Here is a 19,910-nt window from a genome sequence, read left to right as displayed (position 1 = left end):
CGATTGTAACTACGATACAGATGTGTCCTTTACCGGTGATGTTACCGATGAGGCTGACAACTGTTCTACAAATATCGAGGCTACTTACGTGGATAGCGCGCCTGTGGCCGGACCTTGTGAAGGTACACTGGTCATTACCAGAACCTGGAGCCTCTCCGATAACTGTGGTAATGCTGCAGCAGATCAGGTACAAACCATTACGATCTCTGACAACATTGCGCCTACATTCACTGCACCGGCGGATATCACGATCAACTGTGAAGACAATGCGGATGACCTTACTCTAACGGGGGATGTCACCGATGAAGCAGATAATTGTTCCACCGGATTGAGCGCCACTTTTGTTGATGACATTGCTGAAGGCGATTGTCCGAATGAGCGTGTTATTACCAGAACCTGGAGCCTCTCCGATAACTGTGGTAACACAGCGGCAGATCAGGTACAGATCATCACTGTCATTGACGATCAGGCCCCGGAATTGATTACAGAATTCCCGAGTGCCGTTAACGTGAGTTGTGATGCCATTCCTGACGCTCCGGAACTTGGATTCGCGGATAACTGTTCAGAGAATGTTAGTGTTGTCTTTACCGAATCATCCACATATACGACTAACATTACGGAAAGTTATGAAATCATCAGAACTTGGGAAGTGACGGATGAATGTAACAATACTGCGGTATATGAGCAAGTCGTAACCGTTACAATTGATGAGTTCCTGAATCAGATTTCAGACGAAGCCTGTTCGGATGACGGCGATATTAATTTAGATGACTATATCAGTAATTTCAATGATGATGCCAGCTGGACCTTTGTTGCAGGAGTCACCAACAACATCAACTTTAATGGAAGTATTTTCGATCCTTCAAACTTAGTGGACATCAATGGTGATGAAGACTATCTGGGAGACTACGTATTCAGTTATACCTATACAAGTCCGACCGGATGTTTGGAAACGACTGAAGTAACGATCAATATAAATGATGATTGCGTTGTATTCCCATGTAGTTCAGAGGATATCGTCATTTCTCAAGCCGTTACTCCAAACGGTGATATGTATAACGAAAGTTTCGATATAACAGGTATTACTGCCGATTGTGGTTTTGAGATTAGAGTTCAAATCTTCAATAGATGGGGTGCTCAAATTTTCGACGGCAATAATTATGCTATCGGAGAAGGTATGGGTAATTGGCGAGGTCAGGCCCACAAATCGTCTATTGGTAATGCCGAAACTGTCCCAAATGGTACATATTATTACATCATAACTTTAGAAAATAGTGGATTGCCTCCATTTACTGGACCAGTTTACTTAGGAACCAAATAAAACTTTAACCTATGAAACTTATGAAACAGTACATAATCGCTATAGCGTTGTTAAGTTGTACGCTTGGATTGGCTCAGCAATTGCCGCAGTTCACGCAGTACATGTACAATACTATTTCTATTAACCCGGCCTACGCGGGTAGTAGAGAAGCATTAAGCATCGTTGGCCTCCACAGAAGCCAATGGGTAGGCTTTGATGGTGGCCCCATTACACAAACGCTTTCCATTCATTCGCCTCTAAGAAATGATAGAATAGGTTTAGGCTTATCGTTTATTCAAGATGATTTGGGACCTGAGAACTTCTCATATCTGTACGGCGATTTCTCGTATAGCATTCCAACAGGAGTGGATGGTAAATTGGCATTCGGAATTAAAGGAGGGTTCACCAGTTACAGTCTGGATCCTGATTTTCGTCAATCCCAAAGCTTCGACCCGACCATTCGTGGTATAGAGGATCGGTGGAGTCCCAACATAGGTTTAGGTGTATTTTGGAGTACCAATAAATGGTATCTCGGATTGTCCGCTCCACGTATTTTAAACAACGATCGCAACCGCGATGAGGGTTACGAAGCCCTTGAGCGCCTGAGTTATTACTTTACCGGAGGTTATGTATTTAATCTGAGTAACACGCTAAAGTTTAAGCCCTCTTATTTGGTTAAAGCGACAAATGGTGCGCCTTTATCATACGATTTCACGGCCAACTTCTTGTTTAATGAAAAGTTCTGGCTGGGTGCCTCTTATCGATTGAATGAATCCACAGGAGCGTTCGGAGGCTTTGCCGATTTTCAGGTGTCAAGACAATTACGCGTCGGTTATGCTTATGAAAAACCCATTTCGGATATAAATAACTATACCAATGGAACCCATGAGGTTTTATTAATCTATGAGTTCAAGTTTATGAGTAATAAATTAAAATCACCTAGATATTTCTAATAAAAAATGAATTCCATGAAATTAAAAGATTACATATTAGTGAGTATCCTATTGACGGTGAGTTTTACAGTCTCTGCGCAATATGGAAAACAGAAAAAAGCAGATACATTATTCAATAAGTTCTCTTTTGTAAAAGCTTCTGAAGTGTACCAGGAACTTATTGAAAACAAGTACAATGAAGATTATGCCATAAGACGTCTTGCCGATTGCTATGCCTTATTGCGCGATCCTAAAAATGCGGCTAAATACTATAAGAAAGCTGTTAATCAGGAAAATATTCCCATAGAATATTACTATAATTATGCTCAGGCACTACGAGGTATCGAAAATTACGACGAATCCGAAAAATGGATGCAGCGTTTTAAAGATTCCGGTGGTGTTGTAAATAAAAGTAAGTTCTTGAAGCGAGGTAATTTCATAACCAACATCTTCAATGCCAAGCAACAGTATTTTTTGAATAAGTTCAACCATAATTCAAAACTCAGTGATTTTGGAGCTTATGAGCACCAGGGGAAGATCTATTTTGCATCAACAAGGGATGAAGGCGTTTCAATTAAACGTTTATATGGATGGAACGAACAGCCTTTCCTGGATGTTTATGCCATAAATAAAGATCGAAAGGAACCTGCAGACCATACTTCGAAATTAAAAGGTGATGTTAACACCATATATCACGATGGTCCTGTAACCATTACAAACGATGGTAGAACCATGTATTTTACACGAAACAGTTTCATAAATAATGTTTATGACAGCAACGAAAAAGGGATAAATCAGGTCAAAATTTACAGGGCTACTCTAAAAGATAGCACATGGACAGACGTTGAAGATTTGTCTATTAATGATTCGGAGTTCAGCACCCAGCATCCCGCCCTGAGCCCTGATAATAAAAAATTATATTTTGCATCCGACAGACCGGGTGGTCTTGGTGCATCGGATATTTATGTTGTCGACATAAATGACGACGGATCTCTGGGTGAGCCAGAAAACCTTGGAGAAGTTGTAAACACCAAAGGATCCGAAGGTATGCCTTTTATTAATAATGAAGGCAGTTTATTCTTCTCATCAGATGGTCATGTGGGACTGGGCCTTTTGGATATTTTTGGGACGGTTGCAGATGAATCAGGAGCAATTGTAGACGTTATCAATCTTGGCGTTCCCGTAAATTCCAGTAAGGATGACTTTTCATTTACAATGAATGCTGATGGCCTTTCCGGTTATTTTGCATCTAATCGTTCCGGTGGTATGGGAGATGATGATATCTATGCCTATACCCGTGTCCCGTTACTTAATGTAGAGGGAACGGTAACCGACATTGTGAACAATAAACCGGTGCCTAATGCGATTATAACCCTACTCGATGGAAATGGTAAGCAAATTGCTTATATGGAAACGGATGACGAAGGTTATTTTGAAATCAATATTGACAGAAATGTGGATTATGAAATTACCGCCAGTCAGAAAAAATATGAAGACGATAATAAAAAGTTCACATCCAAAGGGATTGAGGATTCCGTTACAACCATTACGGTGGATCTGGAGTTAACACCTGTTAGAGATGTTGTAAAACTGGCAGACCTTGGCATTATTTATTTCGATTTCGATAAACACAATATTCGTCCTGATGCCGCATTGGAATTGGATAAAATTGTGAAACTGATGAACGAAGATTATCCGGGAATGGTTATCCGAATTGAATCGCATACCGATTCCAGAGGAACTTTAACCTATAATGACAAATTATCTATAGATCGAGCCAATTCAACCTATGAATACCTCATTTCGAACGGTGTTGATCCTTCAAGGATTACAGCCCATGAAGGTTTTGGTGAACGCAGGTTAACCAATGGCTGTGACGGTAGTGTTAATTGTGAAGAAAACAAACACCAGTTGAACAGAAGAACTGAATTCATCATCATTAAGATGCAATAATAAAGCTAAATTCAATACTGATGTAAAAACCACTAAGATCAAAACTTAGTGGTTTTTATGTTTTTAAAGGGTTCTACTTCAGAATATTATCTCCGATGCCTAAACGCTACTATAATTGAATGAATAAGACAAAGGTCTATCCAAATCATACACTCCGGTCAGTTTTTACAATGAATTCGCCAGCAATAAGCATCTGTGTTGTACGCATCCGTCATGCCCGAAAATCACATATTTACCATGGTAATCTATGGTATGCATGCCATCAGTTCTCGGTTTGTATTGAAGGATCCCGTGGCCATACAAAAAAGGACGAATACATAACCATTTATTAAACGGGCTGTAACGATATGAGGCTTGAATCATGTACAGATTCCATGTCTCAAATCAGACTATTTTCGTCAATCTGTAAGGCGGTCCTAAAATTGGACACATATAGAAGAGACACCAAATAACGCGATTATTGTGGGGACAACTAATGGTTCAATTGGTTGAAAAGGGAATGTATAGTTAAGTTTGACGTCGTGCAGTACCGCATTTAAACATAAAAAATCCTCTCAGGAATGAGAGGATTTTATACCTAAAGCTAAATTCAATAACAATAAAGTTATCATATAACCTGTGCAATAAGGACTCGCTCAAAAGTCAGATACATAGGCTATGTTTTAAATTACTTCTTCAAGTAATGTTTATCTTTTTATAAATATGTTGGTATAATACCATTTACCTTCATCATTCTGCTCAGCGGAAACATCAAAATTGGTATAATCCCCTTCTATATTGGCCTTATGGCTTTCACTCTTTAACCATGCGTTGACGACAGATTCGGCCGAGGTGTAACCGTAGGCCACATTTTCAGATACTTTAGAAGCGCCGGCATTTTCTTTTAAGTAAGTGCTTCGCTTATAGAAGTTGTCATGAGAAACCACATTTTTATCAACCATGTAATCGGTATGGGAAAAGGCGACCGATTTTACGACTTTCATGTCATTCAGGGGATCTAATCCCTGGGATAACCTGTGATCATTAATAATATCCAGGATTTCAATTTCGATGGCCTTAGCAGCTGGAGAAACAAGGTTTTCAGCTAAGGAATCAGCAGTGTCATTGAGGTTTTCCGTCGAACAGGAAACTAAAGACAATGCGAGCAGTGCCACAACAGGCAGTTGTCTTAATAACTTCATAAGTAGGTAAATTTAGATTTGGTTCTGTAAAATTATAAGCCTACTTAGAAGACAATGTTAATAAAGTGTTAAAATCGATTAAAAACACGTAGTTAATCGATACTATGTGTTTTTTATCGATGAATAGTCGTTCGGGAATTAAAAAACATGTATTTAATCGTTATTTTAGGGAGATAATCGATGTATTTCCCAACTATAGTCCTTCTGAAGTCTGTAACGGATTCTATCATGTAATCGATTGGGGCGACCTTGCCAAAATTCGAATTCAATAGGCCGAACCATATAGCCTCCCCAATGCTTGGGTCTTGGAATGGTCTTTCCTTCGTATTTCTTTTCCAGGGCTTTAAGTTGATTTTCTAAAATAGCCCTGTTTGCAACTATTTCACTCTGGTTGGATACCAGAGCTCCCAATTGACTGCCGCGTGGACGTGATTCAAAGTAACCATCACTTAAATTTTTAGCAATTTTTTCGGCTTCTCCCTTTATAATGATCTGTCGTTCCGCTCCGTGCCAAAAAAAAGACAGGCAGACCTTTGGACTCGCCTGAATGTCCTTCCCTTTATCGCTATTGTAATTGGTGTAAAAGATAAACCCTTCATATGTGAAGCGCTTCAGCAAAACCACCCTGTTTTTTGGGAAGCCATCACGTCCTAATGTCGAAATGGTCATGGCATTGTTTTCGTCTTCAGGGAAATGTCTTTCGATCTCGTAAAACCATTTCTGAAACAATTCCAGGGGGTTTTCAGGGACATCTGCCAACCGCAGTTCCCCTTTTTCATATGTCTTTCTATGATGACTTAAATCCTTTTCCATGATGGTCGTGCAAGTTAATGCAAATTTCTAAAATGTAAAGACTTTCCCGTCTTCACAAAGTTCAACCGGTTCAAAAATTTCCTCGGCTTCAGCCTTAAAGCCTTCTATACCTCTGTAACGTGTCGAATAATGCCCGAGCAATAATCTTCCAACCTGTGCCTGCTTCGCTATTCTTGCAGCCTGTTTGGCCGTTGAGTGCTTCGTTGAAGGTGCCAGACGGGCATGTTTCTCCAAGAAGGTAGATTCATGATACAGCGCCGTGGCATTTTTAATTAGGGGTACAATGTCCTCCTTATAGGTTGTATCACTACAGAAGGCATAACTTTTTGGAGCTTTGGGATCTAAGGTAACCGTTTCATTTTTTATCAGTTCACCATTTTTATTAACCACATCAGAACCCTGCTTTAGTTTACTGTAATAGGCAACATCTATATTTGCTTTTTCAGCGGCCCTGATATTGAGCTTTCGCTCTCCAGGCTTTTCTTTGAACAGGTAGCCGTTCGTGTACACTCTGTGATCCAACGGGATGGTGTATACCTCAACCAAATCGTCCTCAAAAATTAATTTCGATGTTTTTGAGGTTAACTCATGAAAGACAAGTTGATAGTTGGTCCAGGAATCTGATAATTTCATTTGAAGGGTCACAATGTCCTTGATCCCCTTTGGTCCATAAATATGCAGATCGGCTTCTCTGGTAAGCAATCTGAAGGTGGAAATAAGCCCTACCAAGCCAAAAAAATGATCACCATGAAGATGTGAAATAAAAATATGCTTTATGCGACTGAATTTAATCTTGTTTTTGCGCAATTGTACCTGGGTGCCTTCACCGCAATCTATTAAAAACATATGATTGTTTATTTCCAATACCTGAGCCGTCGTATTGTTTAAAGCCCTGGGTGTCGCACTATAGCATCCTAAGATCGTAAGTTTCATTTAAGTTCTGACCGGTATTGTTTTCAAGTTGTATTGATCATCTGAGATCCATTGAACAACCTGCGCTTATTATATCCCTAAATCACGTTCCATCTCTTCCATCTCAATAATATCATAAGCTTCTTGCATCGTAGGCACAACAACGATTTCGTCGGGAACATCATCCAAATCGATGTTATCCGTAACGATTACGAAAGACTGTTTGGAGGCCCTATGCGTGTTAGACAGCTGTAAAAACTCAATAATATCGGCTGTCTGGATCTTTTGAATTGAGCTTAACGTAATTATGACATTATTATTTTTCAATTTGGGGTAAATGGCCTGTATTTTCTTTACCAGTTCTATTATGGAGGATTTCTCCTGAGTAATTATGGAAATAGTTCCATTTTGATCTAGTATCATCGTTTACTGTTTTATTTTTGCAGCTAATAAATAAATCACAGCCATTCTAATGGCCACACCGTTTTGCACCTGGTCTAAAATAATGGAATGATTGGAATCGGCGACATCGCTCGTTATCTCTACTCCCCTGTTTATGGGGCCCGGATGCATGATTACAATGTCCTTATCGAGTGCATCCAATAAGGCCTTATTCACACCAAATTGCTGGGTATATTCGCGTGTGGTTGGAAAATAGCTGACTTCCATTCGTTCATTCTGCACACGAAGCATATTGGCCACGTCGCACCAGTTTAAGGCTGTTTTTAAATTGGTCTCAACGTTCACTCCTAATTGATCTATATATTTGGGGATCAGGGTCTTTGGACCACATACCATGACCTCCGCTCCCTGCAGTTGTAATGCAAAAATATTGGAAAGTGCTACACGACTGTGCAGTATATCTCCAACGATGACGACTTTCTTGCCCCTCACGCTCCCTAGCCGCTCCCTTATGGAATACGAATCCAAAAGTGCCTGGGTGGGATGCTCATGAGCCCCATCACCAGCATTGATTATACTGGCCTTAACATGTTTGGATAAAAATACCCCGGCTCCGGGATTAGGATGACGCATCACAACCATATCGACCTTCATGGATAGGATGTTATTCACCGTATCAATCAAGGTCTCCCCTTTCTTAACCGAAGATTGTGCAGATGAGAAGTTCAAGACATCAGCCGATAACCTTTTTTCCGCCAATTCGAATGAAAGTTTGGTTCGTGTGGAATTTTCGAAAAATAAATTGGCAATGGTAATGTCTCTTAGTGAAGGTACTTTTTTAATGGGACGGTTGATCACTTCCTTAAAATGATCGGCCGTATCGAAAATGAGTTCAATATCTGCTTTGTTAAGATATTTTATTCCTAATAAGTGATCAACACTTAATTCGCTCATTGTTATTATTTATGTTTTTATTTTTCTATAAGATAAACCGAATCCTCCTTGTCATTTTCCATCCAGTTTACTTTTACTTTTTCTTCGTTAATAACATCTACCTGACGGCCGCGATAATCCGGTTGTATTGGTAAATGACGGCTAAATCGCCTGTCAATCAGGGTTAACAGTTCAATTTCTCTGGGCCTTCCAAAGGACTGTATGGCGGTCAAGGCCGCTCTGATACTCCTTCCTGTATACAAGACATCGTCTATAAATACAACTTTCTTGTCCTCCACTATAAAGTTGATCTCCGTCGTATTGGCCGCTAAGGTTTTATCTCCCCTTCTAAAATCATCCCGGTAAAAGGTAATATCCAAATACCCAAGCACAATGTGTTTTACCTTATAATCTTCCTTTAAAATTTGCGCTATTCGATTTGCCAAATAGATTCCCCTGGGCTGTAAACCAATTAAAACGGTGTTGGTAAAATCCGTATGCTTTTCTATTAATTGACAAGCCAATCGGTGAAGAATGATGTTTACCTCTTTTGCGTTAAGTAAAACTTTTTGACTCATATACTATCCAAACAGCTTTGGGCTACAAAGGTAATGCAAAAATCTTTATCTCATACCTTCAGGCCTGGAGTTATTGTAAAGAGATGCATTACGCATTCAGCGTATACCTAAATTATAAAAATCACCACCGCTTTTAACGATGCGTTCATAAAAACAGAAAGCCTTCAACCCGAAGGATTGAAGGCTTTTATGACCATCTGAAAGGGTTGAACAACAGGTCTTTCCTTCCAGTTAAGACAAGTAGATCTAAAGATTACTTTTTCTTACCGTCCATTTTATCTTTAAGCGCTTGCAAGGCATCGTTGGCATCACCCAAGGTTGGTTTTGCCTCTGCTGCTGCCGCTTCTGCTTTTCTAGCAGCCTGCTTTACAATTTTCGCTTCTTCTGCTTTAAATACCGCTGTGTGGGAAGCCACTACACGTTTGAACTCCTTGTTAAATTCAATGATTTTAAATTCTGCCTCTTCGCCTTTTTTAAGTTTTGAACCGTCTTCTTTCTCAAGATGACGAGAAGGGATGAAAGCTACCAAATCTTCATTGAATGCTACAGTTGCTCCTTTGTCTACAATTTCAGTAATTTTTGATTTATGAACTGTATTCAAGGCAAATTCCTTTTCGTATTTGTCCCATGGGTTCTCTGTTGTCTGTTTGTGCCCTAAGCTTAGTTTACGGCCCTCTACATCCAACTCCAATACAACAACATCCAGGGTATCACCTACGGCACAAAACTCGCTTGGATGCTTAATTTTCTTGGTCCAAGACAGGTCAGAAATATAAATCAATCCATCGATACCTTCTTCCAATTCAACAAAGACACCAAAGTTTGTAAAGTTTCTCACAATACCTTTATGGTGAGACCCGACAGGATACTTCGCTGTAATATCTGTCCATGGATCCGGGGTCAATTGCTTAATGCCCAAAGACATTTTGCGCTCTTCCCTATCGAGGGTCAATATGACGGCATCAACTTCATCTCCTACAGATACAAAATCCTGTGCTGAACGCAAATGCGTAGACCAGGACATCTCGGAGACATGGATTAAACCTTCCACGCCATCTGCTACCTCAATAAATGCACCGTAATCTGCAATAACTACGACTTTTCCTTTTACCTTGTCACCCACTTTAACCTCATCGGCCAAAGCTTCCCAAGGATGTTTACTCAATTGTTTCAGACCCAATTGGATGCGAGACTTGTCTTCATCAAAATCCAAGATGACCACATTGAGTTTCTCATCCAGTTCAACAATTTCATTTGGATGATTTATTCTGGACCAGGACAGGTCTGTTATGTGAATTAAACCATCAACACCTCCTAAGTCAATAAATACCCCATAAGACGTGATATTTTTCACAACACCTTCCAGGACTTGACCTTTTTCTAATTGACCAATGATTTCTTTCTTCTGCTCTTCGATATCCGCTTCAATTAAAGCCTTGTGTGAAACAACCACATTCTTGAATTCATGGTTTATTTTTACCACCTTGAATTCCATAGTTTTATTTACATACTGATCGTAATCACGTATCGGTTTCACATCAATTTGTGAGCCTGGCAGGAATGCTTCAATACCAAACACATCTACAATCATACCGCCTTTGGTTCTGCATTTCACGAAACCATTAACGATCTCTCCGGTATCATGTGCCTTATTGACGCGATCCCATGCCTTGATGACACGCGCCTTTCTGTGTGACAAAACTAATTGTCCCGTCGCATCCTCACGCACATCAATAAGTACCTCTACTTTATCACCCACCTTTAAGTTAGGGTTGTAACGGAACTCATTCAGGGAAATAACACCTTCTGACTTGGCATTGATGTCAATGATCGCATCGCGATCTGTAATATGTACCACAGTACCTTCTACAACTTCATTGTCTAAAGTGTCTACAAAGTTCTCTGCTACTAATTTTTCAAATTCCTTAAGCTGTTTGTCATCAACCTCGTCAATTCCTTCTTGGTAATTGTGCCAGTTAAAATCTTTTAAGAATTTTTCAGGATTTGCTTGAGCTTCCGATACTTCAGGAGCTTCAACTGCTTTTGCTTCCTCCGTTACTTCGGTTTCAGCTTGTTTTGCTTTTTCAGCCATTTAGTTAAATTGAGCAATGCTCTCACTGACCATATCCAAACCAGGGTCAAACATTGCTGTTTTGTATTCTGTAAACCTTGGAAAAATTAAGCGCTTAATTCACAGAAGCGTTATAGTTATTTTTTAAATCGACTCCTTTTATTCTCCAATAATTCGCTAAAAGGAGTGCAAAAGTAATGTTTTTTTAATGAAACACCTAATGTATACGAGCAAAAAGTGAGAATGAAGTGTGCAGTAAAAAGTGCAAATGATAGGCCTGTCGACTAAGCTTTATTTAAAACCTGGTTAACCAGGTTTAAAATGACGTCATATTGTTCTTTCAAATCCATATCGGTATTGTCAATTTCAATGGCATCAGAGGCCTTGATCAGAGGTGAATCTTTCCGGTTGGAATCGATAAAATCTCTATCCTTTACATTTTTTAATACGGCTTCAAAAGAGACGTCTTCTCCACGTTGTAAAAGTTCATTATACCTGCGTTCAGCTCTTATTTCGGGGGAGGCGGTCATGAATAATTTCAGTTCGGCATTTGGAAAAACAACAGTGCCTATATCTCGTCCATCCATAACAACACCTTTATTCCCGCCCATTTCTTTTTGAATTTTCACCAATTGAGCCCGAATTTCCGGTACGGCAGCAATCTGACTTACAAATTCCGAAACGGCGAGTGTACGAATGGCTTTCTCGACATTTTCCCCATTGAGGTACACTTCGGCATATCCCAATGCCGGATTGAATTTGAAGCTGATCGCCACATCATCCAGTATGGAGAGCAATGCAGCCTTGTCGAATTGATCATGGTCAATACATCCGTGCTGCATAGCAAAATAGGTCACCGCTCTATACATCGCACCGGAGTCCACGTAAATATAGCCCAAATGTTTGGCCAATTGCTTGGCTACAGTGCTTTTCCCGGTCGATGAATAGCCATCAATGGCAATGGTAATTTTCTTCATTTTCTTCAATTGAAGACAAAATTAACTAATTTAAAGTTTAATACGCGTCTGGAGTACTTATAGCGCCTGTTGTACCTATCCATTCAAATCGATTTGCAACCCGAAAAAATTGGCATTCGCTGCGCTGGTATATTTGGCATGGGTGTAACTAAATCGCATTTTATTCATCTTTATCGAAATCCCTGCCGACAATCCCGAAAAGTTACGTTGATCAATTATTCGCAGCTCCTCTGCCCTTCTAAAATTGTACCCCAACCGAATGTTAAAGCCCTTCTCAGGAAATAATTCTGCCCCCAAAATGGTGTGTCTTATGACCTGACCTAAAAACCCAATCTTTTCCTGAGTTTGATTACCGGATAAATCGCTTGTGGCTCTTGCCGGATTTGGCCTGGCTATGGGCCAGTCCTGCAGATTTTCCAATGTCACATGCCATCGTATCGGAACATGTTCTAAGGTTTGCGACATACCAAAATCGATTTCAAAGGGCAAAGGCTCATTTAAACCGGCATAGGTCTTTATCTGAGTGCCCATATTCCGAATCGCGAGCGCAGCATGAAAATCAAGGTTGTCGTTGATGTATAGCAATCCCAAATCACAGGCTACACCCAGGGAATTATACTGTTCCAACTTCGAGGTGATGAACTTTAAATTGGCCCCGAAATAGAAGTCAGAATAGCCAATTTGAAAGGCATAACCGAAGGACAGGGCCGCCTCATTTCCGGTAAATGTTCCTGTTGCGTTTCCATTCTCATCATACCCATCGAAAGAACCATAATTTATATAGGTTATGCCGGCGTGGAACGTTTGTGTGCGACGGTCTACGGTATACGCATAAGATGCCGTACCATAACCTATTCCTCCCAGATAACTCGTGTAATTCAATGCCAGTTGATTGTCCATATCAACATTAATGGTAGCCGGGTTGAACAGCCCTTGAGTCACATCATAATCCACGTTAGTCAACACCTTACCACCTAAAGCAGCCTGCCTGGGAGAGGACACTAAATTCAAAAACTGGTAGGTCGCCTCTCCTCCAACTTGTGAATAGGTGATGGTCCCAATTAATAACGCAAATAATGTGACGCTTTTCCTAAGCATATATATATGGCGCAAAGTAAACAAATCTATCTTAAAACGATGGCACCTCCTTTTTATTTTAGTTAAAAACAGGCCTCAAAAAATAATGCCTCTCGAAAGAGGCATGAATAATATAGTGTTCACGAAATCATTAATCTCATTATTTCAGTTCATCTTATTAGGAACGATTAATAGGTCCAATGACATATGCGCGATGAAGGTCATTTGACTAAGGGGTCATTGCATATTGCTTCCAATTCAGAACATGGAGATCAGAACTTAAAGTTTTTTGGCATCCTTAACCTTTTGGTTCGTAATCGCAATATCGATAACTTCACTCATATCGGTCACATAGTGGAAGGTTAACCCCTTGAGGTATTCCTGCTTTATCTCTTCAATATCCCGACGGTTATCCTCGCAAAGCAATATTTCCTTAATCCGGGCACGTTTGGCCGCTAATATCTTTTCCTTGATACCGCCTACGGGTAACACCTTCCCCCGCAGTGTTATTTCGCCTGTCATGGCCAAACTTTTCTTTACTTTCTTTTGGGTAAACAAGGACACTAAAGAGGTTAACATCGTGACACCTGCACTTGGTCCGTCTTTCGGTGTAGCGCCCTCAGGCACATGAATATGCACGTTGTATTTGTCGAAAACATCAGGATTGATACCAAGACGTTTCGCATTGGACTTAATGTATTGCAAGGCAATGGTTGCCGATTCCTTCATAACTGTACCGAGGTTACCCGTAATACTTAAATTACCCTTGCCCTTGGACAATATGGACTCTATAAATAAAATATCACCTCCAACACGTGTCCATGCCAAACCGGTAACGACGCCGGCCACGTTATTGTTCTCATATTTGTCGCGTTCCAATTTCGGACCACCCAGGACCTCGATAATATCGTCATTCGTGACTTTGATATTGTAATCTTCTTCCATAGCAATATTCTTAGCCGCATAGCGCACCATTTTTGCTATTTGCTTTTCTAAACCACGTACTCCGGATTCACGGGTGTAACCCTCAACTATTTTTTCCAATTGCGGTTTTCCTATTTTCAAGTGTGTGCTGTCCAATCCATGCTCCTTCAATTGTTTGGGCAACAAATGCCGCTTTGCGATTTCGACCTTTTCTTCAATGGTGTACCCGGTAACATTTATAATTTCCATTCGGTCCAACAGGGCGGGTTGGATGGTATTCAAACTATTACAAGTCGCTATGAACATGACTTTCGAAAGGTCATAGCCCATTTCCAAAAAGTTATCATAAAACTCACTGTTCTGCTCCGGATCCAATACCTCCAACATGGCTGAGGACGGATCACCCTGATGTGAATTTGATAGTTTATCAATTTCATCCAAAACGAAAACCGGATTGGAGGTGCCCGCTTTTTTGATACTTTGAATAATTCGACCGGGCATCGCACCAATGTAGGTTTTTCGATGACCGCGAATTTCTGCTTCATCCCGCAAGCCGCCAAGCGACATGCGAACATATTCCCTACCTAAGGCTTCAGCAATGGATTTACCCAATGAGGTCTTTCCAACACCGGGAGGACCGTATAAACACAATATGGGCGATTTCATGTCATTACGCAGTTTTAAAACGGCCAGGTATTCGATGATTCGGCGTTTCACATCTTCCAGTCCAAAATGATCCCTGTCCAGAATTTTCATGGCCCGTTTCAAGTCAAAAAGGTCTTGACTAAAGTCGTTCCATGGCAAATCCAAGAACAGATCCAGATAGTTCCTTTGAATCGAATATTCTGCGACCTGTGGGTTCATTCGCTGCATTTTGGCAATCTCCTTTTCGAAATGCTCGGCTACCTTTTCATCCCACTTTTTGTCCTTGGCGCGCACTTTCATCTCCTCGATTTCCTGATCATGACTTACACCACCCAGTTCTTCCTGAATGGTTTTCATTTGTTGATGCAAGAAATACTCACGCTGCTGCTGGCTCATATCCATTTGTACCTTGGATTGAATATCGTTCTTCAATGCCAGTTTCTGGAACTCCACATTCATGTGTTTTAAAGTGGCCAGTGCCCGTCTTTTGAGATCATTCATCTCGAGCAACTTCTGTTTCTCCTCTACAGGAAGGTTCATGTTCGAGGATACAAAATTCACCAGAAATGAATTACTCTCAATATTTTTTATGGCAAACGATGCTTCACTGGGTATGTTTGGATTTTCACGGATAATTTGAAGTGCAAGATCCTTTATGGAATCGATAATGGCAGTAAATTCCTTGTTGTTTATGGCCGGTTTCGCCTCAGGTAAGTCCCTGATGGTCGCATTCATATACGGTTCTTCGGTCAGTACCTCGGCAATTTGAAATCGTTTCTTTCCCTGAATGATCACCGTAATGTTTCCATCCGGCATTTTCAAGACGCGTAAAATTCGGGCTACTGTTCCTGTTCCATGGATCTCCTGAGCATTCGGATTTTCAACCGATTCCTCTTTTTGGGCAACCACCCCGATAACCTTATTGCCCTTGTTCGCATCATTAATGAGCTTGATGGATTTGTCCCGACCCGCCGTTATGGGGATAACAACACCGGGAAACAATACCGTATTTCGCAAGGATAATATGGGTAAGGTTTCAGGTAATTCCTCATTATTAATTTCTTCTTCATCCTCAGGTGTCATCAGCGGAATTAATTCTGAATTCTCATCAAACTCCTGTAATGACAAACTGTCAAACCTTATTAAATTGGATTTCTTCATCTATGTTTCTCAGTCAATCTGTCATTAATTACAAATTGAATCGCTATTTTACAAATTACTAAATTTATTTAATTAACTGTTTTACAATGAGTTAATATAAACTTACAGCACACAGCCATTATATCATTTCAATAGCTATGCCACACTACATTAAAGTTCTTCTATAAACATGTTTTTAAATTTTTCCGGCTTTCTTTAAAGCCAGCAAAACAAGTATTGGAATCGCCAATAAACCGATCATCAGGAGGTTCGTTCTGAATAACCAGGGCGACATCATCAAGGTAATGACGTAACCACCAACAGCACCACCAAAGTGGGCGTCATGACCAATATTTCCAATTCTGTTTTTCATACCGTATATGGAATACAGCAAATAACCGATGCCAAACAGGTAAGCCGGAATGGGTATCGGTACAAAAAACAGGTACAGGCTCATGCCTGGTTGAAGCAATATGGCGGCGTAAACAATTCCCATTACCGCTCCGCTGGCACCAACGGCACTGTAATGGTATTCATCCTTATGAAAGTACAGGGACAATAAGTTTCCCAGCAGTAAACTTCCAAAGTAGATGACTATAAATTTTGTGACATTCAACAATCCTATGACGACATCTGCAAAAAAATAAAGCGTAAACATGTTGAAAAACAAATGCGCATTGTCGGCATGCAAAAATCCGGAACTTAACATGCGTATCTGTTCGCCTCGTCGCACCGCGCCAACATTAAATTTATACTTTTCAAAAAAACCGAAATCACCAAAGCCCTTATAGGAAATAATAACATTGGCTGCAATAATAATAACGGTAATCAGGTCTAAATTGCCCATAGCTTTTCAGGTTTACAATCAAATTAATCTATCTTTGCGGCTACAAATCTATAACTAATTCATGCAATTTTTAGTTTATATTTTAGTATATCCGCTTTTGTGGTTCATTTCCATACTGCCCTTTCGCGTTTTGTACTTCCTTTCAGACCTGTTTTATGTGCTTCTTTATTACATTATAGGTTACAGGAAAAAAGTGGTGTCTAAAAATTTGGCCCTTGTTTTTCCGAAGAAATCGAAAAAAGAAATTAAAACGATTGAAAAAGCATTTTACAAACACTTGTGTGATATGTTTTTAGAAATGGTTAAAACCATGAGCATTTCGAACACCGAATTGAATAAACGTTTTGATATTGTTAATGTTGAAGAATTAAAACGCCTCGAATCCTTAAATAAGAGTGTCATTATCATGTTTGGTCATTATGCCAGTTGGGAATGGGCTATTGAACTTCAAAACCACATCAATTTTGAGGGCTATGCCGTTTATAAAAAATTAGCTAACCCGTATTTTGACCGGCTTGTAAGGAACATTCGTTCAAAATTCAAGACCACCTTGATTAGTACAAAAGAAACGATTAATACCATCAATGAAAATGAAAATAAGGGTGTTAAAAGTGTCATTGCATTTTTAAGCGACCAATCCCCCAGATTGAGTAAAGAGGTCTATTGGGGTGAATTCATGGGAGTAAAGGTCCCCTGTTTTACAGGTGCGGAACGTTTGGCGAAAAAGTTAGACCTGAACATAGCTTTTTTGAAAGTTAAAAAGTTAAGGCGTGGTTTTTACCAGGCTGAGGTCGTTACACTTGCTGAACACCCGAAGGACTATCCCGATTATAAACTCACGGATATATTCCTGCGTGAAGTTGAAAAACAAATTCACGAGGCCCCGGAATATTATTTTTGGACGCATAAACGCTGGAAACATCATAAGAAAGCACCTGAGTAATGGTCATATACAAAAAGGAAACGTGATTTAATAGGATGCAACGAAAGTTCGGATATAGGGTGTACCCTTTACAACAAGGCTAAAATTATAGCATAACAGAAAAATAAGCCTGGCTATTTATATCCCGGCTATCGCCCTGATCTCTTCTATAAATTCATCGGCCAAGGCGTTGGCCTCTTCCTGAGACTTCGCTTCCGTATAAATGCGAATGATGGGTTCGGTATTACTTTTCCTGAGATGCACCCAGCGATCCGGAAAATCAATCTTTACACCATCAATAGTGGTCAGTTGCTCGTTTTGATAGCGTTTTTCAATGGTCTTTAAAATACCATCGACATCTAATTGCGGGGTCAGTTCTATTTTCTTTTTGCTCATAAAGTAACTGGGGTATGTTTTGCGCAACTCACTAACACTCATTTTTTTATCTGCCAGTAAACTCAAAAACAGCGCCACACCAACCAGGGCATCACGACCATAATGCAATTCCGGATAAATGATTCCTCCATTACCTTCACCACCAATGACCACCTTATTCTTCTTCATGAGCTTCACCACATTCACTTCCCCTACAGCACTGGCCTCATATTTTCCTCCATATTTCTCTGTAATATCTCGTAAGGCACGTGTTGAGCTCATATTACTTACCGTATTGCCCGGTGTTCTGCTCAACACGTAATCCGCACAGGCTACCAGGGTATACTCTTCTCCGAACATCTCACCGTTTTCGTCAATAAAGGCCAAACGATCCACATCCGGGTCGACAACAATACCAAAATCGGCGTGTTCTTCTACCACCTTTTTCGAAATATCGGTTAAATGCTCCTTTAGCGGCTCCGGGTTATGGGGAAAGTGTCCGTTAGGTTCGCAATACAGTTTTACCACATGTACACCCAGGCGTTCCAATAACAGGGGTATGGCTATACCCCCTGAGGAGTTCACGCCGTCAACCACAACCTTAAAACGCTCCGCTTCAATGGCTTTTACATTAACCAGTGGTAAATCTAAAACCTCAATGATGTGTAAATCGAAATAGGCGTCATTCTTGGTGATTTTTCCAAGGCTATCAATATCTGCAAATACAATGTCATCACTCTCGGCAATTTTCAAAATTTCAGCACCGTCATCGCCATCCAGGAATTCACCTTTGTCGTTCAACAATTTTAGGGCATTCCATTGTTTCGGATTGTGACTGGCCGTCAATATAATACCCCCGTCCGCATGTTCCATAGGTACTGCCACCTCAACAGTGGGTGTGGTCGATAAGCCCACGTTAACCACATGTATACCCTGTCCGACCAGCGTATTCATGACCAAATTTTGGATCATCTTTCCTGAAATTCGAGCATCTCTGCCGACAACTACTTTATAACTGTCCTTCTCTCGCTGCCTTTTGAGCCATACCCCGTAAGCCGCTGCAAATTTAACCGCATCTATAGGCGTTAAATTATCGCCTACACGGCCACCTATAGTACCTCTAATACCTGAAATTGATTTGATGAGTGTCATAAAAACGATTCTATTCGCGAACAAATATACAACTAGAAAATCGTTTTTAGCCCCTTAAAAAACGGTTTTGTTTCACGCTTAAATTGGTTTGAGAATTCGTTTGACAAAAGACCTTATTCTCAATAATTGTTAAAAGATTGTCCATTTCTTTAATCCTAATTCGTAAATTTCAGCAATGAACTTTTTAGCGCATATTTATCTTTCCGGGGATAATGACCTTATTACCATCGGTAATTTTATTGCAGACGGTATAAAAGGAAAAGATTACGAGAACTATTCCAGGGATATTCAGATCGGCATTTTATTGCATCGTGAAATAGACACCTATACCGATGCTCATGAAACGGTTAGATTAAGTACCAAACGACTGCATGAAAAATACGGGCACTATTCCGGTGTCATTGTCGACATTCTCTATGATCATTTTCTAGCTAAAAATTGGCCTGATTACTGCGCCACGCCCTTGGAAAGATACGTACAGTATTTTTACGATATCTTAGAGACCCATTATGACCTATTGCCTCATCGTGTAAAAAAAATGATGCCGTATATGATAACAGACGACTGGTTGTCAAGCTATGCTTCTATTGAAGGTATTTCGAGGGTATTGGATGGTATGAACCGCAGAACCAAGAACCGCTCCGGAATGCATGAGGCGATTTATGAACTGGAGACCTTTTACCCACATTTTGAAGAAGAGTTCAGAGATTTCTTTGACGACCTTATCATTTTTTCCAACCAAAAGCTTCTGCAACTATCAAATACAGTGTACTAGA

The 19,910-nt window shown here is 40.2% G+C and carries 17 protein-coding genes; 5 read left to right on the top strand and 12 right to left on the bottom strand.

Features of this window, described 5'->3' with window-relative positions; translation table 11 throughout:
* From MR041_RS13760 to MR041_RS13750, 3 genes are all read left to right on the top strand, one after another.
* On the top strand, positions 1–1,321 hold a 1,321-nt coding region (locus MR041_RS13760; protein WP_242094826.1), incomplete at its 5' end, for a T9SS type B sorting domain-containing protein.
* A gap of 11 nt (positions 1,322–1,332) precedes the next feature.
* On the top strand, positions 1,333–2,253 hold the full coding sequence (locus tag MR041_RS13755; RefSeq protein ID WP_242094825.1) for a PorP/SprF family type IX secretion system membrane protein: 921 nt from the start codon (positions 1,333–1,335) through the stop codon (positions 2,251–2,253).
* A gap of 15 nt (positions 2,254–2,268) precedes the next feature.
* Positions 2,269–4,185 carry an OmpA family protein gene (locus MR041_RS13750; protein WP_242094824.1) on the top strand — a complete coding sequence of 639 codons (1,917 nt, stop codon included), beginning with the start codon at positions 2,269–2,271 and terminating at the stop codon, positions 4,183–4,185.
* Between the two features lie 686 nt (positions 4,186–4,871).
* Here MR041_RS13750 and MR041_RS13745 read toward each other — a convergent pair.
* From MR041_RS13745 to MR041_RS13695, 11 genes are all read right to left on the bottom strand, one after another.
* Complete coding sequence (locus MR041_RS13745; protein WP_242094823.1) at positions 4,872–5,366, bottom strand: CAP domain-containing protein; 495 nt, start codon at positions 5,364–5,366, stop codon at positions 4,872–4,874.
* Between the two features lie 165 nt (positions 5,367–5,531).
* A complete protein-coding gene (gene pdxH, locus MR041_RS13740; protein WP_242094822.1) occupies positions 5,532–6,179 on the bottom strand; it encodes a pyridoxamine 5'-phosphate oxidase in 648 nt (215 codons plus the stop codon).
* Between the two features lie 27 nt (positions 6,180–6,206).
* Entirely contained in the window at positions 6,207–7,112 is a 906-nt protein-coding gene (locus MR041_RS13735; RefSeq protein WP_242094821.1) for a ribonuclease Z, read from the bottom strand.
* Positions 7,113–7,181: 69 nt separating this feature from the next.
* Complete coding sequence (locus tag MR041_RS13730) at positions 7,182–7,514, bottom strand: ribonuclease Z (RefSeq protein ID WP_242094820.1); 333 nt, start codon at positions 7,512–7,514, stop codon at positions 7,182–7,184.
* Positions 7,515–7,517: 3 nt separating this feature from the next.
* A complete protein-coding gene (locus MR041_RS13725) occupies positions 7,518–8,447 on the bottom strand; it encodes an aspartate carbamoyltransferase catalytic subunit (protein ID WP_242094819.1) in 930 nt (309 codons plus the stop codon).
* 17 nt (positions 8,448–8,464) lie between these two features.
* Positions 8,465–9,004: a bifunctional pyr operon transcriptional regulator/uracil phosphoribosyltransferase PyrR gene (gene pyrR, locus MR041_RS13720; protein WP_242094818.1), complete on the bottom strand. Its 540-nt coding sequence runs from the start codon at positions 9,002–9,004 to the stop codon at positions 8,465–8,467.
* A gap of 253 nt (positions 9,005–9,257) precedes the next feature.
* Positions 9,258–11,096, bottom strand: coding sequence for a 30S ribosomal protein S1 (gene rpsA / locus MR041_RS13715; protein ID WP_242094817.1), 1,839 nt, complete (start codon positions 11,094–11,096; stop codon positions 9,258–9,260).
* Positions 11,097–11,359: 263 nt separating this feature from the next.
* On the bottom strand, positions 11,360–12,052 hold the full coding sequence (gene cmk / locus MR041_RS13710) for a (d)CMP kinase (protein ID WP_242094816.1): 693 nt from the start codon (positions 12,050–12,052) through the stop codon (positions 11,360–11,362).
* Between the two features lie 75 nt (positions 12,053–12,127).
* On the bottom strand, positions 12,128–13,150 hold the full coding sequence (gene porQ, locus MR041_RS13705; protein ID WP_242094815.1) for a type IX secretion system protein PorQ: 1,023 nt from the start codon (positions 13,148–13,150) through the stop codon (positions 12,128–12,130).
* Positions 13,151–13,408: 258 nt separating this feature from the next.
* Positions 13,409–15,859, bottom strand: a complete 2,451-nt coding sequence (gene lon, locus MR041_RS13700; protein WP_242094814.1) for an endopeptidase La — start codon at positions 15,857–15,859, stop codon at positions 13,409–13,411.
* Between the two features lie 175 nt (positions 15,860–16,034).
* Positions 16,035–16,685: a rhomboid family intramembrane serine protease gene (locus MR041_RS13695; protein WP_242094813.1), complete on the bottom strand. Its 651-nt coding sequence runs from the start codon at positions 16,683–16,685 to the stop codon at positions 16,035–16,037.
* Positions 16,686–16,746: 61 nt separating this feature from the next.
* Between MR041_RS13695 and MR041_RS13690 the strand changes: the two genes are divergently transcribed.
* Positions 16,747–17,628: a lysophospholipid acyltransferase family protein gene (locus tag MR041_RS13690; RefSeq protein ID WP_242094812.1), complete on the top strand. Its 882-nt coding sequence runs from the start codon at positions 16,747–16,749 to the stop codon at positions 17,626–17,628.
* A 117-nt stretch (positions 17,629–17,745) separates the two neighbouring features.
* On the opposite strand, the gene glmM is transcribed toward MR041_RS13690, so the two are convergent.
* Entirely contained in the window at positions 17,746–19,134 is a 1,389-nt protein-coding gene (gene glmM / locus MR041_RS13685) for a phosphoglucosamine mutase (RefSeq protein WP_242094811.1), read from the bottom strand.
* 175 nt (positions 19,135–19,309) lie between these two features.
* Between glmM and MR041_RS13680 the strand changes: the two genes are divergently transcribed.
* Positions 19,310–19,909 (top strand): acyl carrier protein phosphodiesterase, encoded by a 600-nt coding sequence (locus MR041_RS13680; RefSeq protein ID WP_242094810.1) that lies wholly within the window; start codon positions 19,310–19,312, stop codon positions 19,907–19,909.
* Position 19,910 lies beyond the last annotated feature (1 nt).

It is taken from the genome of Aestuariivivens sediminicola (genome assembly GCF_022662015.1).
Lineage (GTDB): Bacteria > Bacteroidota > Bacteroidia > Flavobacteriales > Flavobacteriaceae > Aestuariivivens > Aestuariivivens sediminicola.
The sequence above is the reverse complement of the archived record's forward strand: the minus strand, read 5'-3'. Positions and strand labels throughout refer to the sequence as shown.